Consider the following 18773-nt stretch of genomic DNA (forward strand, 5'->3'; position numbering starts at 1 on the left):
TTGTGCAGGCTACACTGAGCCCGCTTTTTTCAGGTGCTGCGTAAATACGCAGTGAAACGGGAATCTGGTGTAAAACCAGAGCTGCCCCCGCAACGGTAACAAGCATGGTCCGAAACCACTGTCGCTGGATGGGAAGGTTAGGACAGGCGCTGCTTGTAAGCCCGGAGACCGGCCTGAAAATTCCATCAACCAACCAATGTGCGGTGGGCACATTGCAGGAGTTTTTCATGTCTAAGTATACTTTGGCAGCATTGGCTGTTGCTACGGCTTTGCCTGCCGCCTATGCCGATTCTATCGAAACCCTTACTATCTATAGTAGCCGCCAGGTACAAACGGTCGAGCAAAGTCTGGCCAGTGTGACTGTATTAGAGCGAGAGGATATTCTGGCCCGCCAGGTGCAGGATCTGCCGGCTTTACTCAATCAGTTGCCAGGCGTGACCATTGCCCGTGACGGTGGCCGTGGTCAAAGCAGTGGTGTCTTTATTCGCGGCGGTAACAGCGGCCATACACTGGTGTTGGTGGATGGCGTTCGGACCGGTTCGGCAACATTGGGGCAGGCCTCATTGGCGATGATTCCACTGGATATGATTGAGCGCATTGAAGTGATCCGGGGCCCCCGTGCGGCCTGGTATGGCTCGGATGCAGTGGCTGGTGTGATTGCCATAACGACCCGGCGGCAGCAACAAACCGAATTTAATGCTGGTGTTGGCAGCTATGGGCTGTTGGAAAGTGATTTAGGGCTGCAGCACCAGCAGGGATCTCTGCAGCTGCAAGCCAATGTGGGCTACAGCAGAGCCGATGGCTTTAATGTCCAGCCAGCGCTGGACCCGGATAAAGACGGTTACTGGCAGCGCTTTGCCCGCTTTGGAGCTGCTTATCAGTCGGATATTGGGCACTTTCACTGGCACAGCCATATTAACTCTGGCCGTTATGACTTTGATACTGCCTGGGGCAGCGAAGATCGCTCTGCGGTGTTGCAGCGCAGCCATGTGCTCGGGTGGCAGCATCAGTTGGGCCAGACTGGCCATCAGTTGCAGCTTAGTCGGAATCTGGATTCGGATACCACCTTCGGACCGGATTCTCGCAGCCCGTTCAGTACTGCGCGTGATGAAGTAAACTATCAGTTGACTCAGACGGTGCTTGCCGGGCTGGATGTGCTGCTGGGTGCAAACTGGTATCAGGAAGAAGTGGCCAAGGCAGCACCAGCATACGAAGAAAGTAAGCGCAACAACCGCGCCTGGTTTACCGGACTAAACTATCAGCTGGAGCAATGGTTGTTTGAAGCGGCAATCCGGCAAGACAGATTCAGTCAGTATGGCAGGGAGCGCACCTGGCAGTTGGCTGCCGGTTATTACTTTACCGAGCAGTGGTTGCTGCGTGTTAGTCGGGGAACTGCATTTCAGGTTCCTTCCTTTAACCAATTGTACTGGCCTGGTTTTGGCAATCCGGATTTAAAGCCGGAAGAGTCGGTATCCAATGAAATTGCGCTCCGATACAGCGGTCTGCAGTTACAGTCCGAGCTGGTCTTGTTTGAGCGGGATGTGACCAACCTGATCCAGGGCGGGGAGCAGGCAGAGAATGTATTGCTTGCCACGGTGCGCGGTGCTGAGTACAGCCTGGGTATGACGCAGGATAGCTGGCAGCATCAATTGGCTTACACCTGGTTGGATAGCCGAAATGAACAAAGTGGTGAGCCTTTACAACGCAGGCCAAAACATAGTGTGAATGTGCGCTCTGGCTGGCATGGTGAGAGCTGGCAGTGGTTTGCTACTTTGGATTATCAAAGTGCTACCTTCCAGGGATTTGACTGGAACAGCAATGCCAACCATCCGGATCTGGGCGGTTTTACGCTGCTAGGTGTGGGGGCAAGTTATCAATTGACACCACAATGGCAACTCAGTGCCAAGCTGGACAACCTGAGCAATAAAACTTACCAGACCAGTATTGGTTATGCTACGGCCGGCCGAACCCTTGGTATCAGGGTGCGTTACCTCGGCTTCTGAACCGACAAGGACTGATGGCTATGGCTGTCAGTCCTGTTTCAGCTGGGCACGGAACTGCTGACGGAACTTCGCCAGTTTAGGAGCAACTATAAACTGGCAATAACCTTGTTGGGGATTTTGCTTGAAATAGCCCTGATGGTAACCCTCCGCCGGATAAAAACGACTGGCAGGGCTGAGCTCTGTCACTATAGCGTCCGGAAAGACATTCGCTGCTGTAAGTTCCGCCTCTATCTCGGTTGCTTGCTGTTGTTGGGCTTCGTTATGGTAGAAAATCACCGAGCGGTACTGGGTGCCGACATCGTTGCCCTGCCGGTTTAGCTGGGTTGGATCGTGCAGGCAGAAAAAAATCTGGCACAGCTGCTGATAACTGATCTGTGCAGGATCGAAGGTAATTTGAACAACTTCTGCATGGCCCGTCTGGCCCGTGCAAATTTGCTGGTAACTTGGGTTCTCGGTGGTACCACCCATATAGCCACTGATGGCTTGCTGCACGCCATGCAGCTGATTCATGGCGGCTTCCAGGCACCAAAAGCAGCCCGCTCCAAAGGTGGCGATTTGGGTTGTCATAAGTGACTCCTTTTCCTGTTTTGCTTTGATCGTAGCGCTTCTGATATACGTACACCAGCACAATTGGATGACAAGGAATCAAAATGCGTGTAGCAATCGTAGGAGCTGGAGTTGCCGGTCTGAGTTGTGGCCAGGCCTTATTGGCAGCAGGTGCTGAGGTACACTGGTTTGATAAAAGCCGTGCGTCAGCTGGCCGAACTTCCGCCAAAAGGGCTTTTGATGGGCATGTCGATTTGGGGGCTCAGTACTTTACCGCGCGTCAGCCTGAGTTTCGCCAACAGGTTGAGTTATGGCAGCAGCAAGGACTGGTTGCCCGCTGGCGGGCAAATCTTTACCGTTACCAGCAAGGTCAACTGCTGGCTTCGCCTGATGATCAGGTGCGTTATGTTGGGGTTCCTGCTATGCACAGCCCATGGCGGCATGGCCTGGATAGCAACAATTTTACTTTAAACAGCCGCATTACCGGGCTGGAGTATCAGCAAGGCTGGCAACTGCATGATGAGCAGGGGCAGAGCTTTCAGGGGTTTGATGCATTGGTATTGGCCGTTCCACCGGTGCAGGCCATTCAGCTTTTGGCGCATGATGATGAGTTGCGTCAGCAAGTACCTGACAGCATGCTACAGCCGTGTCAGGCCATTGCAGTAAAGCTGGCAGAGCCGGTCCGGCATGAGGCTACAGCTGTTTTTGTGAAGGGCAGGCCTCTGGGTTGGGTTGCGCGCGATGATAGCAAGCCCGGACGGCAGACAGCTTTTCAGCAATGGGTGCTGCATTGTACACCGGAGTTTAGTCAGCAACAGTTAACGAGCCCGTCCCATGAGTTGGTTGCCTTGGCGATTGCGGAACTGGAGCTGCTGTTTCAGCAAGAGATCAAACTGCTAGACAGTGTGCATCATCGCTGGCTCTATGCCATAGTTGATGCCGGGCAGGCAGCTCCTGGTGTGCTGATAAGCCGTCGTTTACCCTTGGTATTGGCCGGTGACTGGTGCCTGGGGGGACGGGTAGAAAATGCCTGGTTAGCCGGCCGTCAGGCGGCTAAGGCGGTACTTCATGTCTGAGGTGTTGATTATCGGCGGCAGTGGGGCCATTGCAACGGCCTTAATTCACCACTATGGTGCTAACGGGAAAGGGGTCACTGCTTTAAGTCGTCAACTGAGACCAGGCTGGGCCGAAGGCATGAACTGGTTGAACTGGCATAGCGTGGACGAGCAGGATACGACCGCTTTAGAGGCGGTACTGGCGCAGTGCTTTAGCAGCTCGCCGGCCTTGATTTACCTGTGCCAGGGCTGGTTGCACTCGGACCAGATGCTGCCGGAAAAAGCCATAAGTCAACTCACTGAGGTGCAGCTGCAGCAAGCTTTAACGGTTAACCTGTTTTCCCCGGCGAGATATCTGCAACTGATGATGCCCTATCTGTTTAAACTGGCTGCAGTGAAAGTATTGGTACTGAGTGCCAAAGTTGGCAGCATTACCGATAACCAGTTGGGTGGCTGGTACAGCTACCGGGCAAGTAAGGCTGCTTTGAATATGTTGGTGAAGACCGCAAGCATTGAACTTAAACGTCGTAATAAAACGGCGACTTTGGTCACCGTGCATCCGGGAACGACCGCATCGGATTTATCCGCTCCTTTTCAGGCCAATGTTCCGGCCGGGCAATTACAGCATCCTGCCAATACCGCCAGACGTCTGGCGGATGTGGCAGCGGTTGTGCAACCGGAGCAAAGCGGTTTGCTGTTAAACTGGGATGGGCAGGTATTGCCATTTTAAAACCTGCTTACAACCGGCATAAGCTGCTGTGGAGGTGGCTTCTGCCGTGTTGGATTTTCGGGCCCAATCCCGGGCCCGTGTTCCTTGGTTAATGCTTCTCTGGCCCTGCTTCTGCTTCCAGCACTTCCAGCTCTTTGGCCAGTCGTTTTGGTGAACCGGTGTTACGCGCCAGGGCAATGTACATCACTGGCACTACATAAAGTGTCAGCAGCGTTGCCAGGGCGACACCAGAGAAGATAACCGTACCAATCACCATCCGGCTCTCCGAGCCAGGCCCTGATGCCAGAATTAATGGCAGGCTGCTCATGGCGGTGGTAAAGGCCGTCATGGTAATAGGACGCAGACGTTGCACCGCTGCACGGCGCACTGCATCTTCAAAGGCAACGCCGGCATCACGCAGCTGGTTGGCAAACTCGACAATCAGAATACCATTTTTTGCCACCAGACCTATCAGCATCACCAGGCCTATCTGACTGTAAATATTCAGCGTCATACCCGAGAAATAGAGACCTGCCAGGGCACCCACCAGACCAAGCGGCACTGTAATCATAATCACCAAAGGGTGAATAAAGCTTTCGAACTGTGCAGCCAGTACCAGATAGGTGATCAGCAAAGCCAGTAAAAAGACCAGGGCCGTGGCATCGCCACTTTCCTGATACAGCTGCGACTCGCCCTTATAATCAATGCTGACATGATCATCAATTTCCGTGCGAACAATATTCTCCAGGTACGCCAGTGCTTCCCCCAAGCTGTAGCCTGCGGCCATATTACCGCTGATGGTTATGGCCCGCATCCGGTTGTAACGGTTCAGGCTGGAAGCTGTGGCTTCTTCGCGTAAGCTCACCAGGTTATCCAATGGGATCAACTGATTGGAGGTTGACGAGCGGATATAGACATTGCTGATGGTCGATGGCGAACGGAAGTCGTCATCCCAGCCTTCCAGTAAGACGTCGTATTCACGGCCACGGTCTAAAAAGGTGGTGACACGGCGTCCACCCAGCATGGCTTCCAACGAACGGCCAATGGCACCAATGGAGACCCCTAAGTCTGCTGCTCGTTCAACATCAATATCAACCAGCACCTGAGGCACAGTTTCCCGATAATCATGATCCAGCATCAACAAGTTTGGATTCTCTGCTGCTTTTTCCAGCACGATATCACGCCAGCGGGCCAGTTCTTCATAGGTATTGCCTTGCAGCACAAACTGGATGGGCCGGCCACCGCCGCCGCCGCCACCAAGGCCACTGCGCATAAAGGTAAAGGCACGGATATCTGGCAGCTCATTCAGCTTTGCCCGTACTTCCCCCATCAGTTCTTCAGTACGGCGGTGATCGTTGTGCCAGTTCTCTGAGCCGACGATGGCGATACCACCGGCATTGCCCCAGCCAGGTACCCGGATCAACAGGCGGTTGAACTCGCCACGCTCGTAGTAGGGGAGCAGTACGTCTTCGACCAGGCTCATATTACGGCTGTTGCTGCTGTAGCTGGCACCCTCTGCGCCATTCATACTGACAAAGAAAGTACCTCTGTCTTCGGTGGGGGCTAATTCAGAGGGCAGTAAACGCAGGAGCATGACACTGGATGCCAGGCAAAGCGCCACCAGCGCAATCACCGGCCAGCGGCTTTTGGTCACGACTTTCAGTTGATTGGTATAGCCAGACTCCAGTTTTTGGAAACCGACATGCAACCAGTTGCCTAGTTTGCTTTCGCGCTTTCGGTGGCTGAGTATTTTGCTGCATAGCATTGGCGACAGGGTAAGGGCTACAATGCTGGAGAAAGCGACAGCCGCCGCTACAGCCAGGGCAAACTCGGTAAATAAGCGCCCAATTTGGCCTTCCATAAACACCAGCGGCACAAAGACTGAAATCAGTACCAGAGTGGTGGCGATAACCGCGAAACCTACTTCGCGGGCACCCCGATAGGCGGCCAGTAGGGGCGGTTCTCCTTGCTCAATACGACGGTAGATGTTTTCCAGCACCACGATGGAGTCATCGACCACCAGGCCAATAGCCAATACCATGGCTAACAGGGTGAGCAGGTTGATGGAAAAGCCCAGTGCGTACAGGACAGTAACAGCAGAAATCAGCGCCACAGGTACCGTAATGGCTGGAATAAAGGTGGCGCGGACATTGCCAAGAAACAGATAAATCACCAGCACCACCATGCTCATGGCAATGGCAAGGGTGCGGTAGACTTCTTTGATCGACTCTGAAATAAATAATGATGAGTCGTAACCTGGCTCTATGGTGGTCCCGGCAGGCAGGTTCTGTTTGATCCGCTCCATCTCTGCTCGGGCATTGCGCACCACCTCCAGCGTATTGGCTGTAGACTGTTTTACAATGCCTATACCCAGTACGTTGCGGCCATCACTGCGAAACTCGCTTTCTTCATCCTCGGAAGACAGCACGACATGGGCTACTTCACCCAGTCGTACCAGATAGTTGTTGGCCCCGCGTTTCACAACCAGATTGCGAAAGTCTTGCTGGGTTAAGAAGGTTCTGCTAACCCGGACGGTAAAGTCCCGGTCAATGGATTTGATATTGCCAGCCGGTAATTCGACATTCTCACTGCGCAGCACGTTCTCAATGTCCTGAATCGTGACCTGGCGTGAGGCCATCGCCTCCTGATCGAGCCAAATACGCATGGCATAGCGCCGTGAGCCACCAAGACGCAGGTTGGCTACGCCATCCACGACAGAAAAGCGTTCTACGATATTTCTGTCGGCGTAATCGGTGAGTTCCAGCGAGGTCATGGTTTCACTGTTCAGCACAAACCAAACCACCACATCATCGTCATCACTGGCTTTGAACACTTCGGGAGGAAAGGCTTGATCCGGCAAGTTATTCAGCGCTCTGGAAACCCTTTCGCGGACATCGTTGGAGGCAGCATCAATGTCGCGACTAATATTGAACTCTATGGTGATATTAGAGCGGCCATTGCGGCTGGTGGAGTTAATGCTTTTGATGCCTTCCACACCGCTGATGCGATCTTCCAGCAATTGCGTGATTCTGGACTCGACGATTTCAGCGGATGCACCAGGATAGACCGTACTAATACTAACCACAGGACGATCAATGCTGGGGTATTCCCGCAACGGTAGCATGGTAAAGCAAACGATACCGAAGGTGAGCAGCAGCAAGTTGACAACGGTAGCAAAGACCGGACGCTTTACAGACAGATCGGATAACAGCATCTTTTACTCCACCCGGCTGATAGTAACGCCAGTGCGTACTTTTTGTACGCCTTCGATGATGATTTCATCCCCCTGTGTCAGGCCGGTTAAAATTTCAACCCAGCCAGGGATGCGTTCACCAATGGTCACTTCAACTTGAGTGACTTTGTTGTCTTCACCCACTTTGAAGACATATTGCCGATTTTGCAGTGGCACCAGAGCATTTTCCGGTACCATCAATGTATCCTGATTGTCCAGTGTTACCCTGACATCCAACAGCATGCCGGGACGTAAACGCAAGTCCTGGTTATCGATCATGCCATGCACTCTGACTGAGCGGGTAACTGGATCAAGTCGAGGGTCGATGGCTTTGATCTCGCCATTAAACTCAACCTGCCGGTAGGCAACGTTGCTGATGGCAATGGGCATTCCTACTGCCAGTTCGGCGATAAAGCGTTCAGACACATTAAACTCGACCCGTAATCGGGAGATATCGTCCAGCGTAGTTATGACGCTGCCACTGTTGACGTAAGCGCCCTGACTGACTGAGCGCAAGCCGAGGACGCCATTAAAAGGAGCCCGGATGGTCATTTGCCGCAAGCGGGATTCGGCACTTTCCAGTTGCGCCAAAGTGGTATTGACCCGGGTTTGTTGTTCGTCCAGCATGGATTGAGCCGTGGCCTGAGTGGCTGCCAGATTTTTCAAACGCTCCAGCTGGCGTTGCTGTTCGGTCAGTTGTGCTTGCAGTTCTGCAACTCTGGCGCGTTGCTCTACATCATTGAGCCGGGCAATCACCTCACCCTGGCTTACCGGACGACCTTCAATCACATTCAGATAGGTCAGGTACTCACTGCTGGATGCAATCAGTTCTACGGAGTTATTGGCAAGGCCGGTCCCTAAGGCGGATACTTGCCTGACGAGTGGCCTGGTATCGGCATGGGTTGTTTTCACTGCAACCGTCTGTGCTGGCGGGCGCTGACCATTTGCTTCCTGCTGCGTCTGGTAAAATAAATAGCCGGAAAACAGGATCAAACCTGCCAGCAGCAAAAGAATAAGACCCGAATAATTCTTGACCACAATCACTCCAATACGTAAAAAAGCAGAACCATGGCTATTGTATGTAAATTAGCGCCAGATGGATGTCTCGTTGTCGCAGAGCAAGCTGCGTTGGTCGTATAAAGCACAGAGTGCACTGAGACAGAGCACCGATGGCAAGCCCTCGAGAAATACAGTATAGTTGCTGCCATGGTAAATTTTGGGTGTTGCTCTATGTTGCAAAAAGCAGGACCGCCACAAGCAGGTAATGATGGTACTTTAATGCAGTTTAAAGCCAGCGGTAACGAAGGTGGCGCTAAAACCATGCTGTACAGTGCAGCTATTTTTGCATTATTGGTGTTGTATTCCTGGTGGTTTGCTGAGCAGGCCAGCCCTGTGCTGGCGATTTGCTTTATTGCTGCTTCTGTTGGGATCTATGCCGGTTGGGCCAAGCTGGCAGAGCCGTTGCATGGTATCGTGTGTGATGAAGCTGGCGTGCATTATCACCATAAGAAAGGAAGTTGGCTGTTACCCTGGGCGGCTTTCTCGCATTGCAGCCCGCAGCCAGATGTGGAACAGGAAGTGAATTACATTGCTTTCAAAGTCACTGATATGCATGCATTCTTACAGCATTTACCGCTACGCCTTGCTATTAAATTGATGATGGAACAGCGGGCACTTTGGTTTGCTGTGCTGAAAGAAAAATGCCCGCAAGGGCAGTGTGCGACTGAATGGCTGGCAGAAAAAGACCGGTTCTCAACACCAGAGCAGCAATACGACGGTGTGAAAGCCATGTTTGCCAATCGAATGCAACGATTTGGTGGCTTTTGTGGTTTTGAGCTTTTTATTCCAGTGAACGCCATTGATGTGACGGCGGAAGAGTTTTGCAAACAAGTAAATCAGCTGCGGTTGCAGCAATTAAGTGACAGACCATAAGCTAGACAGTTGAGTTTGGCTGTATCATAATGAATTAAATTAGTTCTGTGAAGTCAGGTGACTATGAATGAATAATTTCGAAAAAGCGTTTTTAGTGAGCGGCCGCAACACCATCATCCACAAACAAAAGAAAGTAGACCTGATCATTATAAATGATGATGAAGATCCGCCGTTGATTGTTTCCCGTCATGGTGTTAAGCCTTTTACCGAGACGGTACCTGCCAATAAGGCTGAGGCCAAAGACCGTTATATGGAAATTGTCGATATCTCCAGTACCGATGTATTTGGTGAGTGTAAAACGCTGTTATTTGTCCAGGCTCTGAACAACAAAGAGTACAAGATCGACTACAGCAAACCCAATACACCGCTCTTTATCCGGGTGCATCAGGATAACTACATTTAATTACTTATTTGCCCTGTCCAAACAAGGCACAGGGCTTGCCTTTCCTCCAATTATTTGTTTCATTAGTCACTATCTGACTCTTCGTTGTGCGATGGTGCTGTGAGCGACATTCAAATCAGTTTTAAAGAAAAAGAGCAACAAGTCCATGCTGTTGTGGCGGTGGTTGAAACGCCATTAACCAAAGAGCTTCTGCAACAAGCTTTGCAACAAGCGGGCTATAGCCGCTGTAAGCTGGTGCCAGAGCAAATAAAGAATCTGCTGACCCACTATGAGCAGGAACAACAAAAAGTTAAAGAAAAACTGCAAGCTCCGCATAGCAAAGAGCTGAGTTACGCTGTGGCGGAAAAAATAGACGCTGAGCTTTTCTTTACGATAGCGGACGATAAGATGACCGCTTCGGCGCACATTACCGCTGCTTATGGTGGAGCTCCTGTGTCGGCTAATGCGCTGGTCAAAGCGGCACAAAAAGAAGGCATCGTGTTTGGTTTTATTAAAAATAATATCATTCACCTGGTGGCTCAGGCGGCGAAGGTGGATGCTGGTACTAAACTTAAGCATACCATTGCGCAGGGGCGCGCTATCCAACAAGGCGAGAACTCGCGGTTCGAGCCCCTGATCCAGGCGATGGAGAGTCGCCGTAATCGCCCAGTCATCAATCCGGATGATAAGAAAGCCGATCTACGTGATTTTGGTGTGATCCCTTCCATTGCTGCCGGTGAACCTTTGATGCGGCGTCACCCACCAACCCCAGGAAAAGAAGGGATGACGGTCACTGGCGAAGCGCTGCCCGCCATGCCTGGTTTGACAGTGGAGTGGAATCTGGGGGAGGGGGTTGGTTTATCTTCGGACGATCCGGACCTGTTGCAAGCAACCAAAGATGGTTTGCCACGCGTGATCGAAGCCGGGGCCACCGTGGATGATGTATTCAGTGTGAAAGAGGTTGATAACAGCACTGGGCATATTATTTTTAAAGGTTCTGTGGTGGTAGCCGGGGATGTTCATGAAAGCATGAAGGTCATTGCCGGGGGCAATATTTTTGTGAAAGGTATTGTTGAAGGCACCTTACTGGAAGCCGGCGGAGATATCACCATCCAGGGGGCCGTGATAGGGCACCAGATTTCTAACCCGGATGAGCAAAGTGAATACAGCACTGTGGTGCAGGCGAAAGGGGATGTGCAGTGCAATATGGCGCAATACGCTCGTTTTCGCTGTGGTGGCAACTTGTATGTCAACAAACAGCTGGTGCACAGTGCTGTGGAAGCCCGCATTGTGTTTGCCGGCCCTGAAGACAAGCCAACCGGCAAAATTATTGGTGGCAATTTTTACCTCGATCAAGGGGTTTATGCCGGGAGCCTGGGTGCCTTATCCATCAGCTCGATTGTGATTCGCTTGAATCGTTTAATAGACCCTATTGTGGAAAAACAAGAGGTACTCAAATCCAGTGTGGCCGGTTTAAAGACTGATATGGCGGCAGTGAAGGAGAAAATTGAGCAGTTTAAGAAGCTGGAAGGCAGTGCCGCTATTGAAGCCAGGCTGGAAGAGTTAACCAGGGAGTTTGAAGATTATCGCCGTACAGCGACTGAATTGATTGCGGATATTCGACTGCTGGAAGAGCAGCGCAAAGAGCTGTTGGCGAAGGCTGAGGTGGTTGCCCGCAACGAGCTTTTTTCTGCAGTTGAGGTGCAGTTTGATAAAGACATTATTCGTAGTCGTCGCGAATATGGACCATCCAAAATCCATATGGTTGGGGTTAAACCGGAGATAGAGCCACTGTAACTTAAATCCGGTCTGGCCTGAACCTTGCTTTACGACTTGTCTGAATGCTCTGATGCCAGCACGCCCTGCTGCAGGCATTGTTGATGGGAGTGGAGCCTTATCTCATGATGAACTATCGATGGATTCTGCTGGTTAGCCTGATGCTACTAGCTGCATGTGGTGGTAAAGGCTCTGAAGCGGAGAGCCTGGCCAGCGTCAATGCCGGGCCGGATCAGACTGTGCATGTCGGCGATACCCTGAATTTGATAGCCAGAGGCGATCCTTCCGGCGGCGAATTTACCTGGCGACAATTGTCAGGGCCAACACTTGCTGAGTTTCCATTGACTGGTGGTGCTGCCTCAGTGCTTTTGCCAGATAGCATGACACCAGCCCGCTTGGTACTGGAAGTACAGTACCGTTTGCCGGATGGCAGGGTATTGACGGATCGGATGACTGTTGATGTGCAGCCTCGGGTCTCTGTTCCTGTGGCGCTGATTCAAAGTACTGCCGCCTCAGGTCAATGGCTGGCAACCGGAGCGATGGTGCTGCTGGACGGCAGTGATTCCTTCGATCCGGAAGGGCAAAGCCTTTCCTTCTCCTGGCAACAACTTGCAGGTGACAGCAACTGGTTACATGGTCAGGATCTGTCTCAACCAAGATTGGAACTGAAAGCGCCCTTGTTGGCTGCAGACAGCCGCTACCTGTTTGAACTTACGGTGCAAAATGATGCCGGACTCAGCGATCAAGCCACTATGGAGCTCTGGGTGCAGGGCAATGCTGCCGGTATTTATGCCGATGCTGGCGTGGATCAGACGGTGGTAGAATTTAAGCAGCATTGGCTGGATGGTGGTAACTCGGCATCCTTAGCTGGCCCCATTCGCTGCAGTTGGACACAAACCCAGGGAAATAGTGCTGTTGTAACCGATGCCTCGGACTGTCGGACAGACTTCGTGGTGCCAGATAGCCGGCAACAACCTGAACTGGTGTTTGAACTCCAGGTTCAGGATGACAGTGGGGCATCTGCCAGCGACACGGTGCGGTTCACAGTGCGTCCATCAGGCTTGCACTACAAAGCGGATACAGGCCAAAGACAGTGTTACGATCAGCTTGCGGCACTGCCATGTGACGATCAGGCCTATCCCCGTCAGGATGCAGACTTTGGGCGTGATGCCGTCGCCGATTTTCTGAATAAAATAGGCATTGGTCGCGCTGGTTTTGATTTTAGTAAGTTGGATGCTTTTGGTGATGAGTTGCCCCGGGATGCCACCGATTTTGTCTGTATTCGGGATAACGTCACTGGCCTTATCTGGGAGTTAAAAGAACCGGCCGCTGCCAGCCTGGCCAATGCGTCGCTTCGGGCAGCGAGCAATTACTACAGCTGGACCAGCGAGCAGGATGGCAATGGCGGAGAGCCTGGCCAGGCGGCTGCAGCACAGGATGGCTGTCCCAGCCAAAGTGATTGTGGTACTGCAACATACCTGGCTGAAGTGAATGCCAGTTTGTACTGTGGCGGTGCAAACTGGCGGCTGCCTACCGTGACCGAATTAAATAGCCTGGTAGATTTTGGTCATACTCAGGTGCTGGATCCGATTATTTTTCAGCATGAACCTGCTGCATCCTTATTAGGTCACCGTTATTACTGGACCCGGCAAACCAGTGCCGAAGGAGGTGCTGGTCATGCAGCCTGGGTTATTAGCATGGACGATGGCAACGACAACTCCTTACCAAAACGGCAGGATAGTCGTGCTTTCATCCGCTTGGTGCGAAGCCCCTAAGGAGAGACTCTATGCGACCCTGCCTGATACTTTTGTTGCTAACTTCTGGTTTGCTCCAGGCGCAACAAGCTTGTTTTAGTGATATTACCGCATCCAGTCCCGCCAGTGATTTTACGGTATTGCCAGGTGGCTTGGTGCATCAGCAAAGTACTGGCCTTACCTGGCAGCGTTGCTTGTACGGCCAGAGCTGGAATAGTGCCGGGCAGCGCTGCGATGGGACAGCCATCCGTTTGAGCTGGCAGGAAGCGCTGCAACAGAGCACACTGCTGCAACAACAAGGTGCTGTCTGGCGTTTGCCTGATGTCAAAGAAGCCATGCGTATTGTGGAACGCAGCTGCGTTGATCCTGCGATTCGGTTGAACATTTTCCCCAATGCCAACAGTGAAAATCTTTGGACCAGTACCACAGTGCAGGCCGTGCCAGCTGAAGCCTGGGCTATTGCCATGTACAGTGGTAAAAACAATCGCAAAGGCAAAGAACAGCAGCTGTACGTTCGTTTTGTGCACTTTTCCGATGAGTAGAGTACTGGCTGCGTTTTGTTGTGCTGAGTGACTTGGCAGAATAAGCTACTATTCTACAGAGCTGTATTGCGGGTGGGGTTGAGTTGTGAAGCGTATTATTAGTATGTGCCTGTTGCTTTGTGTCTGGTCGGTGCAAGCCCGTGATTGCAATATGGGTTTTGGCTATGGCCTGCTGATTTCACCCGAGCAGATCCGCATTATGAAGAATGACAGAACCTTGATGCAGATTAATCATGACGCTCAGCTGTTTATTCAGGGGGAGTGGCAGCAGCTGACCGAGCAAGAAACAGCCCTGGTCACTGAGTATAGCCAGGGGTTGCGCAAATTTGTGCCTGAAATTGTTGGTATTGCTGTCGATGGGGTCGAGCTTGGCTTGTCTTCCATGGAGCGGATGTTATCCGGCGTCGGCAGTCGCTCACAGCAAGCTGAGTGGAACGATTTGATCAGGGAGACCACTTTTCAATTGTTATCCCGGTTTGTCCGCAGCGGCGATCATTTTTATCTTGCACCGCAAAGCCTGAACGAGCTAGAACACTTCTTAAATGGTGAGTTGAAGCCCCAGCTCAACAATCTGGCCCGGCACTCTTTTGGAGCTGTTTGGGAAGCGTTACGGGACACCTTACAGCACACCGATGCAAACTTCGAGCAAACCGATCCGCAGGAGTGGGATGCAGTTGGGCACCTGGTGGATCGCATCAATACTGGCCTGGAAGAAAAAGCCAGTCTGCTGGAAGAAAAAACAGCGTTATTCTGCCAGCGATTAAAAGAGCTCAATAGCATCGAGACGCAGCTGCAGCAACGACTACCGCAGCTACTGGCGTACGATGTGGTGGTCGAGAAATAACAGCGTTATTTCGCTTCATTCGCACTTATTGGCTGCATCAGGCGAAAGCCATTGTTACGATGACGTAAGGTTGCGTCGTAACTGCTGCGGTGGCTCACGCTGAGCTGTGCCTGGGTTGAGAGCCAGGTCCCACCCCGCAGGACACGACGTACACAATTTCCGCTCAGCCTGGGCTCTGTGGTAGCAACTGCCTGTTGGTAGTCGGCATTCCAGCAATCCTGCGTCCACTCCCATACATTGCCATGCATATCGTACAAGCCGAAGGCATTGGGGCTATAGGACATGACCGGCGCAGTGCCATCCAGCTGATTGCTGCATTCTCCACCACTGCGCCTGCCAAACCGGCCTTGTTCGCAACTGATGCTATCCCCAAACTGATAGGGCGTGTGTTGACCTGCCCTGGCGGCATACTCCCATTCTACCTCCGATGGCAAACGAAAGGATTGACGGCTTGCTTGATTGAGCCAGGGGATAAACTCAGCAACAATTTCTTGATAACTGACATTCATTACCGGACGATTGCCTCGCCCCCAGCCTTCGTCACGAGGCCTGTGATTGCAACCACCCTGTTCAACGCAAGCATCCCACATTGCAAAGGTGACCTGGTGTGCCATCATCTGAAAACTGGGTACCTCGATGGTGCGGGTTGGCAACTCTTCTTCCGGGCAGTTGGTGCCAGAGCAGCCCATGATAAAATTGCCAGCGGGTATGGTGACAAGCTGATACAACTGCCGTGTTTCTTTGAGTCGTTGGCTTTCCAGTTGTGCCAGACGTTCCATACTGTGGTGCTGGTTTAGCAACTCTTTGTCTTCGGTCGATGGTTTGCTAAAGACATAAGTGACGGCGACCAGCAGCAAAGCTGCGGCTGCACCTGCACTGTATTGCAGAGTGCGAGGGGAGTCTGATGCGCTCTGCTCAGGTGTAGTCCTGGCTGGGACCGGGGTTGCAATCACAGCCGCCTCAGGCACACTCTGAGCTGTATCCTTTTGCTCCGCCTTGATAGCTGGGGCTATGCGGTTAGACGCCGTTGGTTTGCTGGCAGGCATGGCTTTGCCATGCAGTATGGCCAGCACTTCGGTAATACTTTGTGGCCTGTCCTTTTGCCGTAATTGTACGCAAGCCGTAACAAGCTGAATGAGTGCATCGCTGTAGCCATTGCTTTGTGAGGACAGCTCTGGCAATGGATCCACTTCATTATCGAGGATAGCGCTCAGTCGATCTTGTGCTAACGGCAGCTCCAGCCCGGTCATCAGCGAATACAATGTCATACCCAGGGCGTAAATGTCACTGGCAGGATTTAACTCTGACTTTTTCGACAGCAGCTCGGGTGCCAGATAGGGATGAACCGATTCCAGTGACACTATGCCGGATAAGGTGCTGGTCTGGCCGATGCATTGCGCCTGCGCAAAGTGCGTAATGACCGGTGCCGATAGCTGTGGGACAAAAATATGTTTGGGTTGCAAGTCTAAATGCACTATACCTTTATTGTGCAGACATTGAACACCTTGCAGGATCGGAGTGATGAGTTGCTGAATGTCCGATTCGTCTAATTGTGTACTTGACCGTTGTTGCTGGTATTCCAACAGTGAGGGAGCGTCCAGCTTTTCATGCACACTCAGGACTGTCCCACCATGATGCAGGCAAGCCATAGTCCGGTTTAAATTTGGATGCTCGCATTCAAGTAAGAGCGAACAGATCCGGGCAAAGTTTTGGATACTGCTTTGCAGTGTTTCTGCTTTTGCTGCCTCAGTGGCACTTAAATCACGAAAGCTGCTGTGTCGTGTTGCTAAAGCTGCCGGGAAAAACTCGGTTAGTGTGACCAGTCGGTTGCTGCTGGTGCTGAGGGCTCGATAGTGAATGCTGATATCGTCGAAAGCCAGAGCCTTAACGATACTGTAATCCTGAATGGGAGAGCCGGTGGATAGAGGTACACGATTGTCTGTTATTTTCATTATACTCAGGACCCAAAAATGCCATGTAAATCCCTAATGTAGAAACAAAAATTCAGCTTTCCATGCATATTATTTAGTTAGTGTTATAACTCCTATTGCTGCAAAGACCAAGACTTTCTTAATAAAAAAAGGCGGGGGATCCCCGCCTTACCCAGTAAGTTGTAGTTTTCAGTCAGAGCCAGTATGGCTAGCCAACTTTAATCTGCTGCCTCGATATAGGCATCGATCAGTTGTTCCAGCACATCCAGCGGGACGGCACCATTTCGTAGCACCACATCGTGGAATTCCCGAATATCAAAGCGCTCGCCAAGTTGCTCTTTGGCTTTCGCCCGGAGTTCCAGCAGTTTGATCATGCCAATTTTATATGCTGTAGCCTGTGCTGGCATCACAATATAACGCTCAATGGCTTTTTGTGCATCGCCCTCTGGATTAGGGGTATGCTCAACCAGGTAGGCGATGGCTTGTTCGCGGCTCCAGCCTTTGTGATGAATACCGGAATCGACTACCAGCCGGGCTGAACGCCATAGCTCCATCGCCAACCGGCCAAAGTCGGAGTAAGGGTCCTGGTACAAGCCAATTTCTTTTGGCAGCAGCTCGGTATAAAGTCCCCAGCCTTCGGTATAGGCGGTATAGCCACCAAAACGGCGAAAACGTGGGATCCCTTCCAGTTCCTGCTGAATCGCCAGTTGCATATGATGGCCAGGCAATCCTTCATGGTAGGCCAGGGCTTCCAACTGATAGAGCGGCATATCGCTCATGCGGTACAAATTGGCGTAGTAAATGCCTGGGCGACTACCGTCCATTGAAGGGCGCTGATAAAATGCTTTGCCGGCGGATTGCTCTCGAAATGGCTCGACTGCCCGCACTTCCATCTCTGCCTGTGGCAGGGTAAGGAAAAGCTCATTCAGTCGGGTCCGCATATGATCGATCACAGCGGTCGCTTGCTGCAGGTAGGCCTGACGGCCTTCTTCGGTATCCGGCAAGTAAAATTGCGGATCGCTGCGCATAAACTCGAAAAATTCCGCCAGTGAGCCATCGAACTCGACCTGCTGCATAATAAGGCGCATCTCCTGGTGGATCCGGGCCACATCGTCCAGGCCGATTTGATGGATTTGTTCGGCAGTCAACTGGGTGGTGGTCATGCGGTTCAGAGCATGTTGATAGAACGCACGCCCATCCGGGAAACGCCAGACACCATCGTCATCGCCGGCTTTTTGCTCCAACTGCTGTAAGTAGGTAATCAGTTGTTGGTAAGCCGGTTTAACACTGGTTACTAATGCCAGCTCGGCCTCATTTAAAAGCAGCTGTTGTTCAGCCTGGGATAAAGGCAATGCGGTGACTTTACGCTGGAAATCGGCCCAGAGCACACTGTCGTCACCACCATCAAAAGGGGCTCCGGTAATCACATTACTGCTGTCCTGCACTACGTAGGGAAAGACAAAACGAGGAATGATAATGCCTTTTTCTGCCCGCTGTTCCAGTTGATTGATCAGTTGGGCAAACAGGGTGGGCACTGCATTTAAGCGGCTAATATAATCTTTGGCATCCTGTTCTGTTTCGATGTGATGTTGGTTTAACAGCGTGACTGGTACCTGCGTGTGGATCCCCCGCATTTGATTGACCGGGTAGCTGTACAGATGCCATTGCTCATTTTCCAGCCGTTGCTCCAGACGTTGTTTCATCAGTTGGTAGCTTAGTTCGGTTTGCTGATCCAGTGCCGGAGCATCGATGTCGGCAAGTAATGCCAGATGCTGACGGGTAAGTTCCAGATCTGCCAGCCGTCGCTGTTCGGATAAATCTTGCCAACGGTCCTTATTGGTCTTTAGGCCCAGTTGGGTTTGTCGCAGTGGGTTGGTTGCCAGTTCTTCATCAAAAATTTGTTCAAACAACGCATTGGCCCGTTCAGACTCCGTTTGCTGGCTGCTCTGCTGGCTGTTTGCTGTTGTTGAGCTGTGGCTGCCTGGTTGGGGAGGCTCGCAACCGGTGAGTACACTTAGACTTATGGCGAGGGCCAGACTGGTCAAGCGGTGTGATCTGAGCATCTTG

General features: G+C 51.9%; 14 protein-coding genes and 1 riboswitch. Of the genes, 9 read left to right on the plus strand and 5 right to left on the minus strand.

The genetic code is table 11. The features are described 5' to 3' along the window. The first annotated feature begins 14 nt into the window (after positions 1 to 14). Positions 15 to 191: riboswitch (cobalamin riboswitch) on the plus strand. Between the two features lie 36 nt (positions 192 to 227). Then, positions 228 to 2003, plus strand: a complete 1776-nt coding sequence (locus QWF21_RS10720) for a TonB-dependent receptor domain-containing protein (RefSeq protein WP_330088048.1) — start codon at positions 228 to 230, stop codon at positions 2001 to 2003. A 27-nt stretch (positions 2004 to 2030) separates the two neighbouring features. Here QWF21_RS10720 and msrA read toward each other — a convergent pair whose 3' ends face one another. Next, positions 2031 to 2570: a peptide-methionine (S)-S-oxide reductase MsrA gene (gene msrA / locus QWF21_RS10725; protein WP_330088049.1), complete on the minus strand. Its 540-nt coding sequence runs from the start codon at positions 2568 to 2570 to the stop codon at positions 2031 to 2033. Between the two features lie 83 nt (positions 2571 to 2653). Here msrA and QWF21_RS10730 point away from each other — a divergent pair, with 83 nt between their 5' ends. Together QWF21_RS10730 and QWF21_RS10735 are read left to right on the plus strand one after the other, a co-directional pair. After that, a complete protein-coding gene (locus tag QWF21_RS10730; protein ID WP_330088050.1) occupies positions 2654 to 3625 on the plus strand; it encodes an NAD(P)/FAD-dependent oxidoreductase in 972 nt (323 codons plus the stop codon). Further along, positions 3618 to 4334 (plus strand): SDR family NAD(P)-dependent oxidoreductase, encoded by a 717-nt coding sequence (locus QWF21_RS10735; protein WP_330088051.1) that lies wholly within the window; start codon positions 3618 to 3620, stop codon positions 4332 to 4334. The genes QWF21_RS10730 and QWF21_RS10735 overlap by 8 nt, the downstream gene beginning before the upstream one ends. A gap of 88 nt (positions 4335 to 4422) precedes the next feature. Here QWF21_RS10735 and QWF21_RS10740 read toward each other — a convergent pair whose 3' ends face one another. Beyond that, a complete protein-coding gene (locus tag QWF21_RS10740) occupies positions 4423 to 7527 on the minus strand; it encodes an efflux RND transporter permease subunit (RefSeq protein ID WP_330088052.1) in 3105 nt (1034 codons plus the stop codon). A 3-nt stretch (positions 7528 to 7530) separates the two neighbouring features. Then, positions 7531 to 8583 carry an efflux RND transporter periplasmic adaptor subunit gene (locus QWF21_RS10745; RefSeq protein ID WP_330088053.1) on the minus strand — a complete coding sequence of 351 codons (1053 nt, stop codon included), beginning with the start codon at positions 8581 to 8583 and terminating at the stop codon, positions 7531 to 7533. A 192-nt stretch (positions 8584 to 8775) separates the two neighbouring features. On the opposite strand from QWF21_RS10745, the gene QWF21_RS10750 reads away from it, so the two are divergent. The 6 genes from QWF21_RS10750 to QWF21_RS10775 all read left to right on the plus strand — a co-directional run bounded on the left by QWF21_RS10750 (position 8776) and on the right by QWF21_RS10775 (position 14775). Beyond that, a complete protein-coding gene (locus QWF21_RS10750) occupies positions 8776 to 9477 on the plus strand; it encodes a DUF2982 domain-containing protein (RefSeq protein ID WP_330088054.1) in 702 nt (233 codons plus the stop codon). 67 nt (positions 9478 to 9544) lie between these two features. After that, positions 9545 to 9880, plus strand: a complete 336-nt coding sequence (locus QWF21_RS10755) for a hypothetical protein (RefSeq protein ID WP_330088055.1) — start codon at positions 9545 to 9547, stop codon at positions 9878 to 9880. A gap of 99 nt (positions 9881 to 9979) precedes the next feature. Continuing rightward, the gene (locus QWF21_RS10760) at positions 9980 to 11656 is read left to right on the plus strand and encodes a DUF342 domain-containing protein (protein ID WP_330088056.1); all 1677 of its coding nucleotides are present in this window, start codon (positions 9980 to 9982) and stop codon (positions 11654 to 11656) included. A gap of 104 nt (positions 11657 to 11760) precedes the next feature. Further along, positions 11761 to 13410, plus strand: coding sequence for an Lcl C-terminal domain-containing protein (locus QWF21_RS10765; RefSeq protein ID WP_330088057.1), 1650 nt, complete (start codon positions 11761 to 11763; stop codon positions 13408 to 13410). Between the two features lie 11 nt (positions 13411 to 13421). Then, complete coding sequence (locus tag QWF21_RS10770) at positions 13422 to 13931, plus strand: Lcl C-terminal domain-containing protein (RefSeq protein WP_330088058.1); 510 nt, start codon at positions 13422 to 13424, stop codon at positions 13929 to 13931. A gap of 85 nt (positions 13932 to 14016) precedes the next feature. After that, positions 14017 to 14775 (plus strand): DUF2884 family protein, encoded by a 759-nt coding sequence (locus tag QWF21_RS10775; protein ID WP_330088059.1) that lies wholly within the window; start codon positions 14017 to 14019, stop codon positions 14773 to 14775. A 5-nt stretch (positions 14776 to 14780) separates the two neighbouring features. Here QWF21_RS10775 and QWF21_RS10780 read toward each other — a convergent pair whose 3' ends face one another. Together QWF21_RS10780 and QWF21_RS10785 are read right to left on the minus strand one after the other, a co-directional pair. Next, positions 14781 to 16727 (minus strand): SUMF1/EgtB/PvdO family nonheme iron enzyme, encoded by a 1947-nt coding sequence (locus QWF21_RS10780; RefSeq protein ID WP_330088060.1) that lies wholly within the window; start codon positions 16725 to 16727, stop codon positions 14781 to 14783. 197 nt (positions 16728 to 16924) lie between these two features. Then, a complete protein-coding gene (locus tag QWF21_RS10785; RefSeq protein WP_330088061.1) occupies positions 16925 to 18769 on the minus strand; it encodes a DUF885 domain-containing protein in 1845 nt (614 codons plus the stop codon). Positions 18770 to 18773: the final 4 nt, after the last annotated feature.

This window comes from Alkalimonas mucilaginosa, from assembly GCF_036327005.1.
Taxonomy (GTDB): domain Bacteria; phylum Pseudomonadota; class Gammaproteobacteria; order Enterobacterales; family Alteromonadaceae; genus Alkalimonas; species Alkalimonas mucilaginosa.